The organism is Acinetobacter lwoffii, from assembly GCF_024129595.1.
In the GTDB taxonomy this organism is placed as follows: Bacteria; Pseudomonadota; Gammaproteobacteria; order Pseudomonadales; family Moraxellaceae; genus Acinetobacter; species Acinetobacter lwoffii_O.
In genome coordinates, this window is sequence record NZ_JAMXXS010000008.1 from 26548 (window position 1) to 47232 (window position 20685).

Below are 20685 nucleotides of genomic sequence, written 5' to 3' on the forward strand. Positions count from 1 at the left end.
TTTGGGAGAGGTATTACGCTTTCATCTCAGCAAAAGTTTCTTTAGCCGCTTGAATCGTGTAAGCAATATCTTCATCACTATGCGCAGCAGAAATAAATCCTGCTTCAAAAGCAGATGGTGCAAGGTTTACGCCACGATTTAACATGCCATGGAAGAATTTACGGAACGCATCGACATCGCATTTCAGCATAGAGTCGAAGCTAGTAATATCTTCCTGATCGGTAAAGTAAAGACCAAACATACCGCCCACTTGTTGGGTCTTGAATGGAATGCCTGCTTCATCAGCAGCAGTTTGTAAACCGGCGAGCAATTTTTCGAGTTGTGCGGTTAATTTTTCATAAAAACCTTCGGTACGTAAATGCTTGAACATCTCGATACCGGCACGCATTGCCAGTGGATTACCCGACAATGTACCTGCTTGGTATACCTTACCCAGTGGTGCAATACATTCCATCACTTCACGCTTACCACCAAAAGCGCCCACTGGCAGACCTGCACCAATGATTTTACCTAAAGTGGTTAAATCCGGAGTAACGCCATAATGTGCTTGCGCACCACCCAAACCGACACGGAAACCGGTCATTACTTCATCAATGATAAACACTGAACCATGTTCATCACAGACATCACGAATCGCTTGCAGGAAACCGTCAATTGGTTTCACCAAGTTCATGTTGCCTGCGACTGGCTCAACAATCACGCCGGCAATTTCCGAACCAAATTTGGCAAAGCATTCTTTTAAAGTCGCGATGTCGTTATATGGAAGTGTCAGCGTATGTTTTGCAAAATCCGCTGGCACGCCTGCCGACGTCGCTTCCCCTTCACCACTGGTCAATAAACCTGAACCGGCTTTTACCAATAATGAATCCGAATGACCGTGATAACAGCCTTCAAATTTTACAATCTTGTCACGGCCAGTATAACCACGCGCTAAACGAATCGCGGTCATGGTCGCTTCTGTACCTGAGTTGGTCATACGAACCAGCTCAATCGATGGCATGATCTCGCAGATAATGTCTGCCAGTGTGGTTTCATGAACTGTGGGCGCACCAAAGCTCAAACCGTCTACTGCGGCATCCTGAACCGCTTTAATAATCGCTGGATGCGCATGACCCAAAATCATCGGCCCCCATGAACCTACATAGTCCACATAACGTTTGCCATCGACATCATACAGATACGCACCTTGGGCTTTTTCGATAAAGACCGGCGTCCCACCGACACTATTAAATGCGCGTACAGGTGAATTGACGCCACCCGGGATATGTTTATTGGCTTGTTTGAACAATTGTTCTTGCTTTGGAGATAAGCTCATGAAGGCACTCGACTCAAAATTAAATCAATCAAAAAATTTTATGCTGTAGCTTGAAAAAGCGCAGACCATTCATCTAAACGTTCAGGAATGGCATTCATAGGAAGTCCCAATATATCACTAATCACCGCGCAATAATCCGCACCTGACTCAATGACATCCTTTGAATTTTCAACCGTTAAACCGCCAATCGCACAGAGAGGTACGTTTAATTTCTCTTTGGCCAGTTTTAAGGTTTCCAGACCAATATTACCGGCTTCAGGTTTACTGTCAGTAGCATAAATTGCTCCAAATGCCACATAATTTGCACCATCAGCAATTGCCTGTTCAGCCAGCTCAAGTGAGTTATTACAGCTACGGCCAATCAACACGCCTTTAGGCAAACGTGCTACAGCATCGACAATCGAACCATCTTCCTGGCCTAAATGCACACCCACGCCGTATTTAACCGCCATTTCCAGATCATCATTAATCACGAAAGGTACAGCATATTCAGCACACATGGCTTTCATATACTCGATTTCGTAAATTTGATCTTCTTTCGCCACTTTTTTACGGCGATATTGCAAGACCGCAACACCACCATTGGCCATTGCACCTTCCAACTTCGCTAATAAAAGCTCTAATGGATCATCATTGGTAATTAAATATAAACCGCGCATCTTGCTCGCCACTTGCTAGGATGGCTCTATTATAGGCATAACTCGGTTTAATTGCCGCCATCTTGCTGTTTCTGAGACTGGGCAGCAACAGATTTGCAGTTTTTTAGCACAATTTATCAATTAAATCGTAAATATCACCATTTTCAGGGATATACGGACTTTCAAATCTGCGTTTTAATGGCCTTATAACAATAATTATAACGTGTTAATGCTTACGCCCTCCGACAAACGCTTTTAGGATTTTGCAGATAACTTGGTGGAGAAGTTGCAAAATTCTAAGAGCGATTTTTTTGTCTTTTTTTCGCCTGGCTCAAGCGTACTCAAATTAATTAATATTAAAAATACCCATTTTCAGGGATAGCCCAATCGGCACGAAGCGTCTTAAATAGCCTTAGACACAGAAAATAAACAGAAAAATAAATACCTGTGTTTGTAATACCCGATCCTTTCTGGTTTTGAGTCATTCGTTTGTGGGAAAACGTTTCAAAGCCAGAAAGGATCTTTTACTTTCAGCACAAATCCACATGAATTCTTCTATGAATATTTACACAATAGCATGAGCAAAATCTTGAACATTTATTGGTAGCAAACAGGCATAAAAAAAGCCCGGAGAAGGTCGCTCCAGGCTTGGAAAACTGATGTATTAATTAAAATATAATGGTTGATCAAAAAACCTAATCTGCAATACCATAATTATTAGAATAATAATTCTAGACTTGCAAGGCTTTTATCGAAATTTCATGCTTTAAGTGGGCACATTCCGATAAAAGTCATTCTGGCTTAACTGGAAATTTTATCGTATTTAAGGTCGATCAGACTGATATTACCACGCAGGACATCGGCAAACATGCGCCAGTCCGAGATAAAGCTATATACAGGCTGTTTGAAGCTGGCTGGTTTATTGCGCTCAAAGATAAAATGACCGACCCAGGCACAGGCATAGCCCGAGAGTAAACCATATGCAAAATATCGCGGCTTGCCTTGACGAATGGCTTTGGCAAAACAGTATAAACCGATGCTACTGCCGGCCACGTGCAGACGGCGGCTAATAATATGCCGATGCTCAGTCAAATAGAAGCGATAAAATTCATGATAATTCTTAATCGGCATCTGGGGCTGAACCACCATCTCATTATTACTTTCTGGTTGTACTTGTACATTCATCTGTCATCATCCTGACGTTTTTGTTTTACCTTAGCGTATATTTTAGCCAAATAACAGCCTTTTGATTCGCGCTTCAATGCATCTTGAACATCCCTGTGAACGCCTGAATCCGATCGTTTTAGCCTAAAATGAACCGATGAAATCTAGGTTTCAAACTTCTATTTAAGCTTTTTATGTTCAGTCAAGTCTTACATGCATTTTGATTTTAGTTACAATCTGCTGCGCACAAATCTAAAAATATAATTGCGGCTGCTGTCCGCCTCATTTAAGAACCTTATTCAAGTGAAGATTTAGTGTGTAATTGCACTGAACAGATAGGATGATCATCATGGTTGAAGTTGAACTCAAGTTCCAGATTCCTGCGGCAAGACGCACTGCGCTGCTCAAGGCACTTGATCCGAAAAAGTCTCAACAGATCCAGCTTCAAGCCAAATATTATGATACGGTCGACCGTCAACTGGCCCGGCATGGGGTAGCACTGCGTCAGCGTCTGGAAGGTACACGTTGGGTTCAAACCCTAAAAGCGGCCGGAAAAAGTCATATCGAACGCTTTGAACATAATCATGATCTAGGGGAATTAACCGCATCTCCTGAACTGGATTTAGATATTTATAAAAAATTTCCAGAAGCCGGGGCAATTCTCAGCAATGCACTCGGCAATCAGTTCGACCAGCTCCAACTCCAGTTTGAAACCGATATTTCCCGTACGTTAAGGGTGATTGACTATGAAGACACCCAGATCGAAGTCAGCCTGGATATTGGGCTTATCCGCACACAGGATGCCGAACAAGAAGTACATGAAGTCGAGTTCGAGCTTAAAAATGGTTCAATTCAACATCTGCTGGCGTTTAGTTTTGAATGGGTCAAGAAATATCAGCTCTGGCTCGATGTACGCAGCAAGGCTGAAATAGGCAATTTACTGGCGACTTCACAGCGCGTCAGTCCTGCGACCCTCAGCAAAGAATTTCAGATCAGCAAAAAAGACAGCGCCAGTAAAACCATGTGCAGTCTGATTGCACAGCAGATGCAGCATTTATTGCCGAATATCGCGGCGATTGCAGCTCAGGTTGCAGAGCAGGAACATATTGATCAGGCACGACTGGCACTAGATCACTTATATCTGACCTTGCTGCTATTCAAAGACTGGCATCCACAGCTTTCGGATAAATGGGCACATCAACTGGCGGCCTTTAAGCAGCAATTTGAACATCTGCAACATTTGCAGCATATGCAAAACAGCTTGGCCGGCTTCCTGCAAAATCCAACCACGGCAGAAAATCTGAGCAAAGATATTCTGTATGCGCAGGAGAAACTCGGTAATCTGGTCAAATCCACCCAGAATGTGCATCATTATCTGGAATTGCTGATGTTCAGTTTAAATGAAAATGAGCATGCCTCGCTGGACCTGAAAACTGCTGCGCAAACTACCTTGCAACAGCAATATAAAGCCTTGCAGGAACAAATGAACCAGACGGATATCACTAATTTTGAAAGTCTGGATCAATTGTCTGGCCGAATTCAGGAACTCAAATTCAGCTTCCCGATTTTAACCACGATCTATGATGTCAAAAATTTGCAGAAATACAGCAAAGCGCTGAACGATGCTCAACTGGCAGCCAGTGAATATCAAACTTTGGCCTCTTCTGCAGTTTATATTCAGCAGACCGAGCTGGAAGCAAGTGACTGGTTTGTGCTGGGCTGGCTGACCGCCAAGCAGGAAGTCTATGCGCAGAAACTGCTTGAAGCGACCGAACAGTTCTTGGTCAGTCGTAAATTCCTGAAATAAACATATTGAAATAAATATCACAAGAAAAACTCAAAGCACGCCTTCTCTGGCGTGCTTTTTTGTTGCAGAAGCACATCACACCCCTGCCGATCTTTGGGCTATATTAATCTATAAAACCAACATCGCGGAGGAATGACCCGATGGCAGAAATAGAACTCAAATTCCAGATTCCGCCACAGTCTCGTGTGCAATTTGAACAGGACATTCAGAAACTTCAGCCGACTCGGCATCGTCTGTGTGCACGCTACTTTGATACTGAAGCGCAACAATTACAACAACATCAGATTGCCCTGCGGCAACGTCTGGAAGACCAGCAATGGATTCAAACCCTGAAAGCAGCGACTGAACAACAATTTGAACGTTTTGAACTTGAGCATGAATTAAAAAGTCCTCCGGAACATTGTGATTTTCAGTTATATCGCAAACATAAACCTGCCAAAAAAATCCTGAAACAGGCGCTCGGTGATCTGGAGACACCGCTTATTCTGCAATTTGAAACAGATGTCGTACGGTATGTACTCACAGAAAGTCATCTGGACAGTAAGATTGAAATTGCCTTTGATGTCGGAGAAATTCGACACAATGATCAAGCCATCGATATTTATGAAGTCGAATTTGAGCTTAAATCCGGCCAGCTGAGTGAATTGATTGATTTCATTCAGCCCTGGGTTCAGCGTTATGCTTTGTGGCTGGATACACGGAGCAAATCGGAACGCGGTTATGCCTTATTACATGATGAAGAGAGTCTGCCAGTTCAGCATCAGCTTCCCTTAGTGCTTGAACAGAAAGATCAGATCAGTACGATTTTACAAAAAATTGTCGCCAACTGTCTGGCTCATCTTTTCCCAAATGCGACGGCGATTGCTGCCGAAAATTATAATAGTGATCATGTGCATCAGGCACGTGTTGCGATTCGACGTTTGCGCAGTGCTTTTAAAATTTTCCAGTCCGTGACTGAACATGTACAGCCAGAATGGCCGGAACAGCTGCGGGATATTTTTCAGCAACTGGGTTCCACCCGAGATCGCGATGCCCTGGCAGAAAGCCTGATTCCACAACTGGAAAAAGCAGGTTCACCCTTACTGAAATTACCACCACACCGACAAAAACAACCAGATATCAGTGCGCTGTTCAGAAGTCCTGCCACAGTAGAATTAATGCTGCAACTATTCAGCTTTAGCCAAGAAAATACAGAGGGTAAAGCCAAGTCTTCGCATAAAATTTTGTGTAAAGGCCTGAGCAAGCTGCATCAGCAAATCTGCCAGGATGCCGAGAACTATCAAGAACTGGATATTGAATCCCGGCATCGGACACGCAAGCGGGTCAAACATTTACGCTATAACGTAGAATTCTTGCAAAGCTTATTTCCTGAAAAAGAGGTCAAAGCTTATCTAAAAGCCTTAAAACCCTTGCAGGAGAGCCTCGGGCATTATAACGACCTGTTTGTTGCAGACGAATTATTTAGACCTTATGTTAAACAACAGGCCAAGGCCTGGTTTGTACTGGGCTGGATAAGTGCGGAACAGCAGCGTTTGTCGAACGAAGCAGCAGAGCGTTTACAGCAGTTTGCAGAAAATACCAAGCCCTTCTGGTAAGACAGGGCTTGGTCAAACTGTGCTAGCGATATTTGCCGAATACTTTCCAGGTATTATTATCTGCCAGAGGATCGTTATAACTGTCGCTGCGTTGCTTGCGTGGCTTATCGCGTGCATCGACCAGTTCAAAATGTGGCTCAACACTCAGCACAATCCCATTCACATAAAAACGGGTGCGCGTATATTCGCTCTGGCCATGCTGAAACACATAAGTGCGTAAATCCACAAATTCACGGTGTGCCACCAAAGCTGCAGTATCGTCACTATCAAGCCACTGCCGCATGGCTGCAATCTGCTCGGGTTCGAACTGGCCGCATTTTTCGATCAGGCTGGCGACCCCACGGAAAGTTTTGGATTCCTTGGCGCGGGTTTTATTAATGCGAATCCGGTCAACATGAAAATAAAACAGCGGCAAGTTTAAATGACTCGGCAGATGGATCGCATCCAAGATTTCATCTTCCATAAAAGGCTGAAACAGATCCTGTGCCCTTTCAATCAGCCCGAGCCACTGGCTATAGTATTCATCTACCTGTGACTGGCTGCCATAATAAATCGGCAAGCCTTCAACATTGGCTAGATTTGCCGGTGGCCAAATATTCTGGCGCAATAAGGCAATATCACTTTTTAGGCTTTGTACTGCAATCGCATCCTGCATGGCATTCACTTTTATATGCTTAGGCTATTTTTTAGATTAAGGCAAAGGTTTAGTTTCTGCAAGGCTTTGCCTATAATTAACGATTGAGATTTTAGTGTTAGGAACAAATTCATGGTTCAAAAGATTGAAGCAACCGATGTAACCGAAGAAGAAGCGTTAAATGCGGCATTCTTTGAACGTGCTGATGAATTTATTCAACAAGCCAACGAGTTTTGTCGCGTAGAAAAAGGCTCACAGGAAAAACCGAGCGATAAGCGCGGTCAAGTCAGTGCGGCGATGTTATTTGGTACTGCCCGTTTCAATACCTGGGTGGCAGCGAATAACTTTAAAGATGGGAATGAAATGCGCGATGCCAAAGATCAGGTCATGTCTTATATCTTGCAGCAATTTCAAATGATGCTGGAAGATAACTATGATGAATACTGTGAACAGTTCGAAAACTATTTACGTTTCCGTCACAATGAAGAGTTTCATGCCAACAAGCATAACCATGATCACAAGCATGATCATTGATTAAAATACGAAAAGCCCCGCGGGGCTTTTTTTATTTGCTGTCATTTATCATATTGACTTTAAAGTGATTTAAGCACTATATAAATTGAATAATAAATAAACGAAAACAAGGCATAGCATGCAGCAACTTCCCTTCCCGATCATTGACCCTCATATCCACCAATGGGATCCGTACAATACCCCACATGCGGCAGCGCTAGCGGTAAAGCTGTTCGGCAATCATCCCAAATTACTAGACAGAATGGTTCGACTGTTGAAACCCAGAGACGTCATTGAGACCATTGGCCTGACACAGCACCTGACTGCACCTTATCTGCCTGCAAATTACAAGAAAGATGCAGGACATTATGAAATAGAGCAGATTGTGCATGTTGAAGCCAGCTGGCATGACCATAAAGGTACGGGTGTGGTAAATGAAACCCGTTTTATCGCTGGGCTTCCTTTTGATCAGCACACTATCCAATTGGGTGGAATTGTCGCCACGGCGGATCCGCGGCAGAAAAATTTTAAACAGTTGATTCAATTGCATCGCGAAGCTTCTCCCAAGTTTCGGGGCATCCGTAAAATGGCTGCAGTACATCCAGATAAAGAGATTCATGCCTGGACCGATGAACCGCATCTCTATCGCAACACAGATTTCCTGAAGGGCTTTGAAGAACTGGCCAGGCAAGATTTAAGCTTTGATGCCTGGGTGTACTCTACCCAGATTGCGGATGTTACTGCGCTGGCCAAAGCCTTTCCAAACACCCCTATTGTGCTGGATCATCTGGGTACGCCCGCAGGTTTATTTGGCAAAGTGGGCAAAGCTACAGGCAAGACCGAACAAGATCGCACCCAGATATTTGCAGACTGGAAAGATCAGTTGGCAGAACTGGCCGAATGCAAAAATGTATCGACCAAAATGTCTGGTCTGTTTATGCCAGTCTTGGTACATGATTTTCACACGCAGAAACGGCTGGCAAGTAAACAGGAATTAGTGGAACGTGCCGCACCCGTGATCCAGCATACTTTAGACTGTTTTGGTTCTGGGCGCGTGATGTTTGCATCCAACTTTCCAATGGACAGTGTCAGCAGCTCACTCACCAACATTATTGATGCCTTTAGCGATATTGTTCAGGACTACAATGAAAATGCGTTAAAGCCGATCTTTTATGAAAATGCTAAAGCGTTTTATAAATTAGAAGAATAAGAGTCTGGATCCTTAAAAAAGGAGGAAAATACATATGCTCTGGGAAGAAATGATCGCTAGTCCCTTGTCAGAAAAGCTTTTATATACTTGCTTGGTGATCTGTTTTAGTGGAATCGCATCCTACTATTACCAACATATGATCCACTTACCCTTTAATAAAGATATCGCTTTAGGATCAATCTTGGTATCAGGTGGTATTTTCCTTTTTCTCTTTGCCACTTTCTGGTGGAGCTTGCCCTGCGCTGTATTATCTGGTGTTTTAGGTGGAATCCTGTTCACCAGAAAAGTTACTTAAATTGGGCTTTTAATAATATGGTAAATAAAAAAACCCCCTCATTTGAGGGGATTTTTTTATCAACACTATGATGTTTTAACTTGCTTACCATACTGATCAGCCATCACTTCAACCAGCTGGTCCGGCTTGATGTATTTTTTGATCATGGCATCAATATCGGCTTTGCTCAGTTGAGCAATCGCCTGATCACGTTTTTCCCGGTAAACCAGATTACGGTCTTTTTCCAGCTGTGGAATCAACATAGTGTGAATACGGCGATCATCTTCGAGTGCAGTTAAACGCTGTTTCAAGATACTGGCTTTTGCCGCTTCGACTTCCTGTTCAGTCACGCCACGTGTCAGCAGTTCATTGAGTACCTTATGCACTGCCTGAGAAACCTGTGCGGATTTTCCAGCCGTATAATTGGCACTAATCATCATGGCGCCCACATCTGCCCATTCATCGAGTTGCACATCTGCACTAAAACCATAGACTAGGGCATTTTTCTCGCGTAGCTCTTGTGCCAGTCGTGACGATAACTGTGAATCACCCAGAATATATCGAAATACCTGTAATGCAGGTGCATCGGCATGATCTGCGCCGACCGGCATGCTCATGAATGCCTCATAACTCCCGAATTCACGCTGCTCAGACAACGCATGAATTTTCTGGGCTGGATAGCTTCGATATTCCGATTTCAGACGATCATAAGGCTGTGTAGCTTTCCAGTCTGAAAAACTATTTTTCAGTACATTTTGCATCGATTTTGGATTAAATTCGCCCGTAACCGCGATTTGCGCATGCTGGGTTTTTAAAAACTGCTGATACAGTGCCACAACCTGTTCGCGAGTCGCTTTCTGATACTGTTTTTTGGCCAGTTCAGGCTCGAAATGGAAACGCAGATCGCCAGGCTGATAGATCTCGAGAGTTCGCGCTATCGTCAAGCTCGACACGGTATCTGGTTCAGTGTAAGGACGATCCAGACTGGATAAAGTTTGACTCTTGATCAAGTCAAACTGGCTTTGCTCAAATGCCGGCGTTTTCAGTACATCAACCACATACTGGAAAAACTCTTCAAACTTTTCTTTTTTGGCGCTAATCTGCAAGGTCAGGCCATTGCCGGATGCACTGGCAGTCGCCGAACCGCCTACTTCAATAATTTTATCGGCAATCTGCTGCAAGCTTTGGGTTTTCGATGAGCGCAACATTAAATAAGCGGTCAGATCAAGAATCTCGCCTTTATTCATCAGACTTTGAGCGGTACCAAAATCCAGTGAAATTGTGGCATAGACTTTATCATCGCGTGTAGTCGTCGGAAACAGCGCGTATTTAATGCCATTTTTCAACTTGCCACGCTGAATCTGTTTGTCTTTATTATGCAAATACTGTTTGGACTGCTGTATATATTGTTTTACTTCAGCCTGATAGACACTGACATCTTTCAGAGGCTCTTCTGTTTCAGCCTGCTGGTCCAGGGTTTTTGCCGGTGCTTCTGTTTGTGCCAGTTCCTGCGCTTTTTTCTGATCTTCCGGGGTAGGTAAAATATTGCCAGAAATCCGGTATTCAGGTCTTAAAAAACTCTTATAAACCTGATTGACCTGATTCACATTCAGGTTTTGAATCGCGTTCAGATCTTTAAAATACTGGCTCCAGTCACCCGAATACGTCACTGCATAATCGCTTAAACGCGAACCCAAAGCAGTCGCACTATTTTTAATATTGTCGGCCTGATTTCGGGTCAGATTTTTAGCCCGGTTTAATTCTGCTTCGGTAAATGGCTGGCTCTGTTCGACGCCTTGAGTCAGCCCCTGCTCTATCGCCTGTGCCTGATGATTCGGGGCATAGATTGCCCCCATAAACACCAGATTAAAGTCTTTATCCAGCCAGGTGCTGGATTGCACCGCAGTCGATTTTCCAGTTTCCACCATATTCTGATAGAGATGTCCACTTGGCTGCAAAGTATAGAGCGTTGGCGAAACAGCCAAAGCCGTTTTAATGCTTTCTTCGGATTGATTCAAATAAAGATTAAACTTGGCCAAATCACTGCCTTTCTTTACTGTAAATTCACGCTGTTTGATTTGCTCTAGTTTAAGCGCTGGGACTTTCACTTGCGCTGGTACATTTCGGGATTGAATCGGACTGAAATGCGTATCCAGCTGTTTTAACACTTCGGCCTTGTCAAACTTGCCTGAAATCACCATAAAGGCATTATTCGGTGCATACCATTGACGGTAAAAACGGTTCAGCTCCTGCATATTGATGGATTGCAGCTCATTTAGGTCACCAATTGGCAAACGGCCTAGATACTGATTGCCATAGGCCGATTTAAACACCAGATCGATCAATACCGAAAATGGTTGGTCCAGCCGGATTTCACGCTCGCGTTTTACAATATCAATTTCAGTCGGTACATATTTTTCCTGAAGCACCAGCTTGTCCATGCGTTCAGCTTCCAGAAAAATGACTTCACTTAATGCTGCTTTTTCAGGACGGATCACATTAGTATATTTGGTTGAGTAATAGTCGGTACTGGCATTGGTCATCAAGGTATATTGATCCAGTCGACGCTGGAATTCATCCCCTTTGACATTTTCTGTGCCTTTAAAGGCCAAATGTTCCAGCAGATGGGCCAGTCCGCCCTTGCCCTGAGGATCATTCAGGGAGCCGGTCAGATAGACCGTATTCATAAAAACTTTATTTTCTTTATCATTCGGTGCCAGGATAATGCGCAGTCCATTATCCAGTCGGTATTCTTCAACATTTTGTTCCGTTTTCACCAAAACAGGTTGTGCAAAACTCAGTGCACTACAGCCAGACAATACAATCGCCAGACTTAAATTTTTATAACGTAGCAACATTCTTCATCCAAATTATAAATATAAATTTTTATTCGCGCCCTTCTTAGAGAATGATTCTTTTTCTGAATAATCTATTCCAAGCCGGACCATCAAAATAACATGCCGCCTCACCTGACGACATGTAGTTCTATGTAATTAAAAAATTAAAGATAAATTTCAGCTTGCATATATAATTTTCCATAACCGGAAATTTCAATTCGATCCTGATCTTGCAAGGCACAATATAGCACCCCACCACGCGCTGATGCCTGATAGGCGACCAGTTCATTTTTACCCAGTTTTTCGGCCCACAGCGGTGCAATTCCGGTGTGAATTGAACCTGTTACCGGATCTTCATTGATTCCATTACTCGGTGCAAAATAACGTGAAATACAATCGTATTGGGTATCTTGTGAAGTGATTGCGACGTCTAAATAGGTATTCTGAGCAGTAATGGCTGTACGCTTGCCATTCAACTGTTTTAACAGTTCAAAATCAGGCATTTCATCCAGCACATCCTGTACCGATTCATATTCAACAATATAGCCCTGCGCGTTCAGATAAACCTGTTTAAACGGTTTGCTCAAGGCCTGTCTTAAAGCTTCAGGATATTCAGCAACTGGCTCTGCACGACGAACTGGAAAGTTCATTCTGATCTTGCCATCTGCATCCTGATTGACTACAAAAATGCCTAAGTCTTTTACATGAAAATGAATCGTTTTCCCCGTATCAAATTGATTGAATAGTACAAAGCTGCTGGCCAATGTCGCATGACCACAAAAATCCACTTCCTTGGTTGGCGTAAACCAGCGGATGGCATAATTATCGCTATCGATGACTTTAACAAAAGCCGTTTCGGACAGATTATTTTCCAAGGCGATATTTTGCATCAGACCATCTTCGAGCCATTCATCCAGCACAATCACGGCTGCAGGATTGCCTTTAAACAGTTCCGTGGTAAACGCATCGACCTGGTACATTTTCATTTTTTGAATTCCTGAATATAACGATCTCTAGTTTAAAAGCTTTTTTGCAAGAATGAACTTGAATATGTTAATGATCTCATTAATCTGGCCTAGTAAATAAATAGAGCAAATGGTGCTGCATGACAAACTCCCATATTCAAAGCGTTCCCTTAGAAAAAGCTTATCGTCTGATTACCCATGGCCCTACTGTACTGGTATCTGCTCAAGATCAGCAGGATACAGATGTTATGGCAGCAGCCTGGGCATGCGCATTGGAATTCAGCCCCGCAAAAGTGACTGTGGTTCTGGATAAAAGCACCAAAACCCGAAATATTATTGAAAATTCAGGTTATTTCGCGCTGCAAATTCCAACATTGAAACAACTGAATATAGTCTATCGTCTGGGTACGCAGAGCTTGCATGATGTGCCGGACAAACTGGCACAATCCGGAGTAGAACTATTTCATTTTTCTGGTTCTAATATTCCTGTAGTACAAGGCTGTGCGGCCTGGATACTCTGCGAGCTGATTCCCGAGCCGCATAACCAGCAAATGCATGACCTGTTTATTGGTAAGGTGATTGCAGCCTATGCCGATGATCGGGTCTTCCGCGACGGCCACTGGCATTATCATGAAGTGGATGAAGAGTGGAAAAGTATTCATCATGTAGCCGGCGGGCATTTTTACACCATCGGCAATGCGGTGAGCATTGATGATCCGGAATTATAAATTTTTCAAATTTGGAATAAATGAAAGTAATCGCGGATGATCAGACGATATCAACCAGCACCAGAGTATCCGAAATTATGCTACTTTATCTATAATCTTCATTTGATGTGATGTGCTATGACACCCTTTAAAATTCACTGTATTGATGTCCAGAATTCACTGCAAAATTATATCTGGTTGCTTGAACATACCGCGTCGCATCAGGTGGCTGTGATTGATCCAACCGAAGCAGAATTGGTACAAGACTATTGTGCCGAACACGGTTTAACTGTAAGTCAAATCTGGCTGACTCACTGGCATAAAGATCATATTGGCGGTGTGCCGGAACTGATCCAAGGACAAAATCTGCCTGTGTATGGCCCACGGGCAGAACTAAGCAAAATTCCGTTTATCACCCATCCTCTTGAGCATGAAGAACAGTTTAATTTTCATGGAATAGATATCCAGGTGATTGCTGTACCCGGGCATACACTCGGCCATATTGTTTATTTTATTGATGCGATTGATGTGCTGTTCTGCGGCGATACCTTATTTGCCATGGGTTGTGGCCGGGTTTTTGAAGGCACCTATTCACAGATGTATCATTCACTGTCCCGTCTGGCTGCCTTGCCACCGCGCACCCAAGTCTATTGCACCCATGAATACACATTATCGAATGCACAGTTTGCCAAACACGTTGAACCGGACAATTCGGCAATTCTGGAACGCTTCGAACATATTGAGCGTTTGCGTATACTAGGCCAGTGCACGCTGCCAAGTAGTATTGAAGATGAATTGCAAACCAATCCTTTTCTGCGCGCAGAAAGCGTGGAAGAATTCCAGCGTTTAAGAACCCTGAAAGATCAGTTTTAAACCGGATTCAAAGCTGAAGATCAATGCTTCAGCCGACTTACTTATTTGTCATTTGCGATGCATAGAATGTTATTGAAAGGCACGTACAAATTTTGCACAAATTGGAATAAGTTGAATCTCCATCTAAAAAATGTCTTTCTGTGCCATTTTTTGCTTTCTTATAATTAATCAAGTCCTCTATTTTTTTAGAAACCAATTTCAGTTCCAACACATGAAATAATGACTTATAAATAACAGGATGATATTGATTTAAATTAGAGAAATTCGTGGAACATTGCTTAAATAATCAGCATGGAACCTAACAAGTGAATAAAAAAGCCCAATTTACTTGAATTGGGCTTTCACTTATACGCTAAACATATAATTTGTATAAAATAAAAAATAGCATTTCGTATAACGCGTATTATGTTAATTTTAGAAAATCGTAATAGGATAATAAAAATCTATACTGTTTTAAGAAAACTCTCTTATGATTAAATCTCTATAGTTCTTTTAATATTTGCTATGTATCAAAGAATCAAGCAATGGGCTAAATCAATTAAAAAAGACATCTTGGTTGTTTGGCTTATTGCAAAAGACAAGCGAACGCCCAATTCTGTAAAGTTTTTAGCTTTAATTATTGCTGCTTATGCCTTCTCACCAATTGATTTAATTCCAGATTTTATTCCCGTACTTGGGTATTTAGACGATATTATTATTGTACCTTTAGGTATTTTATTAGTTATCAAGCTTACCCCACAAAACATTGTAGATGATTGTAGAATTCTTGGAGAAACCTTAATTGAAAGGCCTATAAACCGTTGGGCAGCAGGAATTATTATCCTGGTATGACTTGTAATATTGGGATATTTAACCATGTACTTCATGAACGATTCACTGTCTATACTGTCTATTTTTAACAAGTGAGATTTAGATACCCTCTCTCATTTGCACCCATTTAATATAATGGGCATTATTCAAAATTAAACTGTAAACCAAAATAGAAATAAAATGTCTGCTTTCAGAGCATGACATTAGTTCTGTCGTTCAACTTTAAAAGTGACATTGGCCATGTCGATCCCGAATGATGATATGTAGGATAGCAGTAACTAGTTTCTTGGATTCTATTCACTAAAACTGAAAACGTATGTATCGCATGAAGCAATGTTAAAGAATCTGGTTACTTTGTGCATAAGTATCCAGTTCACCTTGAGTCACGACACGCACCGCCTGCATTTCATCAATACGTACCAGTAGCAAGCCACCTAAAGCAGGCTGATAACGACGGGCACTGCCGAAAGGCGTATAGGCCACTTTCGACTGAATACTAAAGCTCAACCAGTCTTCATGTCCCAACATCACAGCAACCGGATCAAGTCCCTGCTGCTGCATTAATTCAATTTGCTGATTCACATAGTCTTCAATGGTTAATTCAGTCATGGTGCGGGTATTCAGTTTGAGAATTACATTTCAGACAGTATAAAGCATGCAAATCGAGCTGAAGATCAGAAAACCAGCAGCCGGTATTCTTTTAATAAATAAGTCGATTGGATTTTAATTTTCTCATTCTAGATCTGAAATTTTCTATTTCATACGATTGATAAAATTAGGAAATAACCTGTTTCACTAATAAGCTATTGAATTAGAAAATTAATTATCCAAATTTATAGCTTATAAAAACTTAATATTTAGTTACAACCTATTCAATATGATAAAAATCATTTACTTAACGTTTAAATTGATTTTTTCTTAATCAACCGATGTTCACTATATACACAAATTCATTTAAATTAATTTAAATAAAGGCATTTGCCCTTTAAAAGATAATTTTTCACCCTTATTTAAGATTTAACAATGATGAAGGAGTGATCTCGTGAAAAAAGTGGTTAAAGCGAAAAATTTGATTGCATTTCGACTATGGTTAGAAAAATTAGGATATTCGGTACGCACCCTGGCGGATGATCGTGGTTTCAGTTTCAGCTTCAAGAAAGAATATGGCCTGGTGACCTGTGATCTGGCAGGTAATGCTCTGGCACTACAGTTAGGCGAGGAATTTGAAGATCATTTAAAAGCCTGATTGCTTCTATTTAAGAGAAGAAAAATAAATTAATCTTTCCACTGATTCAACAGCGCTATTCTCCAGTTATTCAGCCCATTTCGATGGGCTTTTCTTTGTTTAGTAAATTTGAGGCAATAAAAAAGCAAGGCATTTGCCTTGCTTTAATATGATGGTGGGGACGGAGAGACTCGAACTCTCACACCTCGCGGCGCTGGAACCTAAATCCAGTGCGTCTACCAATTTCGCCACGTCCCCATCAGGGTACCAACTTAGCGTTGGATTTCTTTCAAACTTTGGCAGAGGATCAAGGATTCGAACCTTGACGAACGGTTTTGGAGACCGTCATGCTACCATTACACCAATCCTCTACTTCCACCCAATATCCAGTTACCCAAATATCGATTGGTGGGGACGGAGAGACTCGAACTCTCACACCTCGCGGCGCTGGAACCTAAATCCAGTGCGTCTACCAATTTCGCCACGTCCCCAATGGCTGTGTATATTATAGAGATAGACCGGCATTGACAAGCGATTTTACAAGCAATCACAATCTATTCCGCTATAAAATAAACAGTTAGTTTAATTTTTTATAAAATTTATGTCGAAAATTTGATTGATTTGAAGATATGACTGCCCATTCGTTATTTTTAATCATTTCGATTCAATTCCAACATTTCAAATTAAAACTCAAATAAATTTCTAATCTTGATCAACATGAGCATTCAAAATACTGAAACTATTATTCATAAATTATTTTTGAAGCAGTGCATGGAATCAGAATACAACACAGCATAAATACAACGGCTTTGCCAAATTTCAGGCAATAAAAAAGCAAGGCACTCGCCTTGCTTTAATATGATGGTGGGGATAGAGAGACTCGAACTCTCACGCCCAGAAGGCGCTGCGACCTGAACACAGTGCGTCTACCAATTCCGCCATATCCCCATGGCTGTGTATATTATAGCGATCAGACCTGATTCACAAGTAGTTCTATAAAAAGCTAAATACTTTTATATCAAAAATTAATCAGTTAATTCCCTATTGAGCAAATACTGCTCTATTTAGACCAATATATAAAATTGTTAGACACCATGGGACTGATCCATATAACATTTAAATTATTGAATATACAGATCGCATGAATTATTGCAGCAATACAATGAAATTTACTAAAGCCCTGCCCTTGCAATCATTCGCTAGATAATTTAAGCCCAGAACGCATTGATGTTCATCAATCTTGACAGCAAAAATCTGATACTAAAAAAACCGCCCTCAAATTTCAGGCAATAAAAAAGCAAGGCATTTGCCTTGCTTTAATATGATGGTGGGGACGGAGAGACTCGAACTCTCACACCTCGCGGCGCTGGAACCTAAATCCAGTGCGTCTACCAATTTCGCCACGTCCCCATCAGGGTACCAACTTAGCGTTGGATTTCTTTCAAACTTTGGCAGAGGATCAAGGATTCGAACCTTGACGAACGGTTTTGGAGACCGTCATGCTACCATTACACCAATCCTCTACTTCCACCCAATATCCAGTTACCCAAATATCGATTGGTGGGGACGGAGAGACTCGAACTCTCACACCTCGCGGCGCTGGAACCTAAATCCAGTGCGTCTACCAATTTCGCCACGTCCCCAATGGCTGTGTATATTATAGAGATCATTTCCAGCTGACAAGCCGTTTATCATAAAAAAACACTCGTTTGATTAAATAAGAAACAATCCGAGTTTTATTGTATTTTTCTCATTCAATTTCAGTCATTAAGTAGTCTTTAACAGTTTTAAAATCGGCCAATCTATGCTGTTTCTGCTTACGTAACATCTCTTCTAATAAACCTTGAAAAGTTTGGATGTGTTCTGGTAACTCAATCTTCAGGCGCTGACAATGCAAAAAAGCCCAATCCAGATAATCAGTCGCCTGTAAACGTTGACTACTCAACCACTCATAAAAAATAACACCCAAAGCATAAACTTCACTTTGTAAGCTTTTGGCTTGGCCTTGAAACAGTTCAGGTGCCATATAACGCGGTGTGGCATTCAGTTCATACAGCTCATTCTGATAGAGTGTCTGGACATGCTCAAAATCAAGCAGGTAGACCCTGCCCTGATTATTTACAAAATGTTCCTGCTTTAAATCGGCATGCAAATAACCCAATTCTTGCAGGCAGATTAAAGGCTCCACAGCTTGCAGCAAATGTTGCCGAATTTGCGTGATGGATTGCTGATGCGGCATGATCTGAAAATGCGCCGGCGCATCGACCAGAATTAAGGCCTGCTCAAATTGTTCATGATTGATCTTAAAAGGCTGTTGAATAATTTGATGTGGAAGGAAAAAATTTAGATCACTTGAGCTGGCATGAGCCTGATAAAAATCCAGCTCATGTTGCCAGCCTAGTTCAGCATGTGGAGATGATATTAAACTATCAGATCTATGCGATATCTGGGTTTTTAGCCAGAGCGCATTTCCCTTGGCATAATAAAGACGCCGACCAAAACCCAGACTACGGGCTTTGGTTCGTAGTTCAAAATCAGAAATATCGAGATGATCTAAATTAAGTCGTGGCAATGTATTCAGGTATTGGATTAAGTGTATGCTGATAATTTAGCAGCTCCAGACAATGCTGAATAGTTTTCCCGACCCGTTCCTGAGTCTCAATGAGGGAAATTTTCGGCCATGTGGCACGCTCGCCTTCACGCTGTAAAATTTTAAACAGATACGGCCGTGGATTCTGCAACATATAGCTATAGTGGCGCAGGCTATATTTACCGACAATATTCACATCACCATAATAACGCTGGTCAACTACACCATAGCCATGATCCAGCAGACGGCGTACAGGAGGTAAGCTTCCGGCATGCTCTCTGGCAAAATCCATCATGCCTTTGGTAATCACCGCGCCCTGACGGCGAACAATCCGTTGCGGCCAGCTCAAGGTACCTTTACGGAAACGTGAAATATCATCCTGCATGAATGGCACGATATGCGGGTTGGTCTGACTGGCAATGGTATAATTAATATTATACAGGCGTGCCATTTTCTCCTGCGGAAAATCACTGCGCACGCTGCCATCCACCCAGCGGGTTGAACCCATATAAGGCGTATATTGACCATCATAGCGCTTACTGGTCAAACGAACCGGTGGAAACAGAACCGGCACCGCACAAGACGCCAGTACCGCACTCCAGACCAGCAAATCCGGAGAAGTATAGGCATTTAAAATGCGTGCATCCTGTCCAGCATCATAAGGTGCAACCGCAATATTGATATGCAGACCTGAGGTTTTGAGTGCTTCTTCGAAGGTCAGATCACCCAGATTTTCGACCAGAAATTTTTTTAGATATTTTACATCCGCCAGACCACCATTACCTTTCATCAATTCACTCATGGTGCGGAAATGAAAAGCCTCATGAAAGAAATTATGGCCTTTCAAAATATCAATATATTGCGAAGGTTTGGATACACCTAACATGGCGGTCATGATGGCACCCGCACTTGAACCGGACATTACCTTCGGCAACAAGTCCTGCTTCATTAAGGCTTTGCATACACCAGTATGAAACAGACCCAGCGTCGAACCACCGGAAAACATCAGGGCTGGCTGGCCATAGGCGCGCTGACAATGCTGAAAATATTCGATTTTTTCTTCCATACTGAGACAGGTACAGTCTATTGAAGCAATATAGGCTAAGCCTTGGCTGACTTCTTCGACATAATCTTCAATAATTCTTTTAGTGCCCACATAGGCTTCGGTAAACAGTAGAGGATGGGCAATGTTGGCAATATCGTAGCTCAGGCCTTCGCGCAAAATATACATCAGGTCACGGGTGCGCTTTTGTTGTCGATAGCGTCGTAATTTACCCAGACGATGTGCGATCACTTCTGCATCAAAGTAGGGTGAACTGTTATCAAATTTCCATTCCTGTGCACCTGATTCTTCATCTATTTTCAGGGCAATATATTTCCATTCCTCATAGGACTCAGCCTGTTGCAGCTGCTGCTTGAGCTTTTTAATACGATAGGCCTGATGTGGATTAATATCCTGAGTAAAATCTTTAAACAGCATCTGCCTTTTCCCTATATTTATTCTTGATACAGCTCGTACCCAGAGCCA

At 42.2% G+C, this 20685-nt stretch carries 18 protein-coding genes and 7 tRNA genes; 9 read left to right on the top strand and 16 right to left on the bottom strand.

What is annotated here, in order from left to right:
• Nucleotides 1-13: 13 nt before the first annotated feature.
• The 3 genes from hemL to NI466_RS05940 all read right to left on the bottom strand — a co-directional run bounded on the left by hemL (nucleotide 14) and on the right by NI466_RS05940 (nucleotide 3138).
• Nucleotides 14-1315: a glutamate-1-semialdehyde 2,1-aminomutase gene (gene hemL / locus NI466_RS05930; protein WP_004280005.1), complete on the bottom strand. Its 1302-nt coding sequence runs from the start codon at nucleotides 1313-1315 to the stop codon at nucleotides 14-16.
• 38 nt (nucleotides 1316-1353) lie between these two features.
• Nucleotides 1354-1974 carry a thiamine phosphate synthase gene (thiE, locus tag NI466_RS05935; protein ID WP_253148156.1) on the bottom strand — a complete coding sequence of 207 codons (621 nt, stop codon included), beginning with the start codon at nucleotides 1972-1974 and terminating at the stop codon, nucleotides 1354-1356.
• 780 nt (nucleotides 1975-2754) lie between these two features.
• Nucleotides 2755-3138, bottom strand: coding sequence for an Mpo1-like protein (locus tag NI466_RS05940; protein WP_253173053.1), 384 nt, complete (start codon nucleotides 3136-3138; stop codon nucleotides 2755-2757).
• 328 nt (nucleotides 3139-3466) lie between these two features.
• On the opposite strand from NI466_RS05940, the gene NI466_RS05945 reads away from it, so the two are divergent.
• Nucleotides 3467-4924: a CYTH domain-containing protein gene (locus tag NI466_RS05945; RefSeq protein ID WP_253148154.1), complete on the top strand. Its 1458-nt coding sequence runs from the start codon at nucleotides 3467-3469 to the stop codon at nucleotides 4922-4924.
• A gap of 140 nt (nucleotides 4925-5064) precedes the next feature.
• On the top strand, nucleotides 5065-6519 hold the full coding sequence (locus NI466_RS05950; protein ID WP_253173055.1) for a CYTH and CHAD domain-containing protein: 1455 nt from the start codon (nucleotides 5065-5067) through the stop codon (nucleotides 6517-6519).
• Nucleotides 6520-6541: 22 nt separating this feature from the next.
• On the opposite strand, the gene NI466_RS05955 is transcribed toward NI466_RS05950, so the two are convergent.
• Complete coding sequence (locus tag NI466_RS05955; RefSeq protein ID WP_004280010.1) at nucleotides 6542-7174, bottom strand: hypothetical protein; 633 nt, start codon at nucleotides 7172-7174, stop codon at nucleotides 6542-6544.
• Nucleotides 7175-7285: 111 nt separating this feature from the next.
• On the opposite strand from NI466_RS05955, the gene NI466_RS05960 reads away from it, so the two are divergent.
• From NI466_RS05960 to NI466_RS05970, 3 genes are all read left to right on the top strand, one after another.
• Nucleotides 7286-7687 carry a DUF3144 domain-containing protein gene (locus NI466_RS05960; protein WP_004280011.1) on the top strand — a complete coding sequence of 134 codons (402 nt, stop codon included), beginning with the start codon at nucleotides 7286-7288 and terminating at the stop codon, nucleotides 7685-7687.
• Nucleotides 7688-7805: 118 nt separating this feature from the next.
• A complete protein-coding gene (locus NI466_RS05965) occupies nucleotides 7806-8876 on the top strand; it encodes an amidohydrolase family protein (RefSeq protein ID WP_253173057.1) in 1071 nt (356 codons plus the stop codon).
• A gap of 34 nt (nucleotides 8877-8910) precedes the next feature.
• Entirely contained in the window at nucleotides 8911-9171 is a 261-nt protein-coding gene (locus tag NI466_RS05970; RefSeq protein WP_159123777.1) for a hypothetical protein, read from the top strand.
• Between the two features lie 65 nt (nucleotides 9172-9236).
• Here the strand turns inward: NI466_RS05970 and NI466_RS05975 are convergent, their stop codons facing one another.
• Nucleotides 9237-12008 carry a M16 family metallopeptidase gene (locus NI466_RS05975; RefSeq protein WP_253173058.1) on the bottom strand — a complete coding sequence of 924 codons (2772 nt, stop codon included), beginning with the start codon at nucleotides 12006-12008 and terminating at the stop codon, nucleotides 9237-9239.
• A 143-nt stretch (nucleotides 12009-12151) separates the two neighbouring features.
• Nucleotides 12152-12973 (bottom strand): PhzF family phenazine biosynthesis protein, encoded by an 822-nt coding sequence (locus NI466_RS05980; protein ID WP_253173060.1) that lies wholly within the window; start codon nucleotides 12971-12973, stop codon nucleotides 12152-12154.
• 119 nt (nucleotides 12974-13092) lie between these two features.
• Between NI466_RS05980 and NI466_RS05985 the strand changes: the two genes are divergently transcribed.
• From NI466_RS05985 to NI466_RS05995, 3 genes are all read left to right on the top strand, one after another.
• A complete protein-coding gene (locus tag NI466_RS05985; RefSeq protein ID WP_253173062.1) occupies nucleotides 13093-13680 on the top strand; it encodes a flavin reductase family protein in 588 nt (195 codons plus the stop codon).
• Nucleotides 13681-13797: 117 nt separating this feature from the next.
• On the top strand, nucleotides 13798-14532 hold the full coding sequence (gene gloB / locus NI466_RS05990) for a hydroxyacylglutathione hydrolase (protein WP_004280019.1): 735 nt from the start codon (nucleotides 13798-13800) through the stop codon (nucleotides 14530-14532).
• Nucleotides 14533-15036: 504 nt separating this feature from the next.
• On the top strand, nucleotides 15037-15363 hold the full coding sequence (locus NI466_RS05995; RefSeq protein ID WP_253173064.1) for a YkvA family protein: 327 nt from the start codon (nucleotides 15037-15039) through the stop codon (nucleotides 15361-15363).
• Nucleotides 15364-15678: 315 nt separating this feature from the next.
• On the opposite strand, the gene NI466_RS06000 is transcribed toward NI466_RS05995, so the two are convergent.
• Nucleotides 15679-15951, bottom strand: a complete 273-nt coding sequence (locus NI466_RS06000; protein WP_005107282.1) for a hypothetical protein — start codon at nucleotides 15949-15951, stop codon at nucleotides 15679-15681.
• Nucleotides 15952-16384: 433 nt separating this feature from the next.
• Here NI466_RS06000 and NI466_RS06005 point away from each other — a divergent pair, with 433 nt between their 5' ends.
• Nucleotides 16385-16588 carry a hypothetical protein gene (locus NI466_RS06005; protein WP_004280022.1) on the top strand — a complete coding sequence of 68 codons (204 nt, stop codon included), beginning with the start codon at nucleotides 16385-16387 and terminating at the stop codon, nucleotides 16586-16588.
• Nucleotides 16589-16740: 152 nt separating this feature from the next.
• Here the strand turns inward: NI466_RS06005 and NI466_RS06010 are convergent.
• The 9 genes from NI466_RS06010 to NI466_RS06050 form a co-directional block, all read right to left on the bottom strand.
• A tRNA-Leu gene (locus NI466_RS06010) sits at nucleotides 16741-16825 on the bottom strand.
• Between the two features lie 39 nt (nucleotides 16826-16864).
• Nucleotides 16865-16938, bottom strand: a tRNA-Trp gene (locus NI466_RS06015).
• Between the two features lie 35 nt (nucleotides 16939-16973).
• Nucleotides 16974-17058, bottom strand: a tRNA-Leu gene (locus NI466_RS06020).
• Between the two features lie 371 nt (nucleotides 17059-17429).
• Nucleotides 17430-17515: transfer RNA gene (locus NI466_RS06025), tRNA-Leu, on the bottom strand.
• A gap of 377 nt (nucleotides 17516-17892) precedes the next feature.
• Nucleotides 17893-17977 (bottom strand) — tRNA-Leu (locus tag NI466_RS06030).
• 39 nt (nucleotides 17978-18016) lie between these two features.
• Nucleotides 18017-18090 (bottom strand) — tRNA-Trp (locus NI466_RS06035).
• A 35-nt stretch (nucleotides 18091-18125) separates the two neighbouring features.
• Nucleotides 18126-18210 (bottom strand) — tRNA-Leu (locus NI466_RS06040).
• Nucleotides 18211-18317: 107 nt separating this feature from the next.
• Complete coding sequence (locus tag NI466_RS06045) at nucleotides 18318-19139, bottom strand: protein kinase domain-containing protein (RefSeq protein ID WP_253173065.1); 822 nt, start codon at nucleotides 19137-19139, stop codon at nucleotides 18318-18320.
• Entirely contained in the window at nucleotides 19126-20637 is a 1512-nt protein-coding gene (locus tag NI466_RS06050; RefSeq protein WP_253173067.1) for a DUF3336 domain-containing protein, read from the bottom strand. Before NI466_RS06050 ends, NI466_RS06045 begins: the two co-directional genes overlap by 14 nt.
• Nucleotides 20638-20685: the final 48 nt, after the last annotated feature.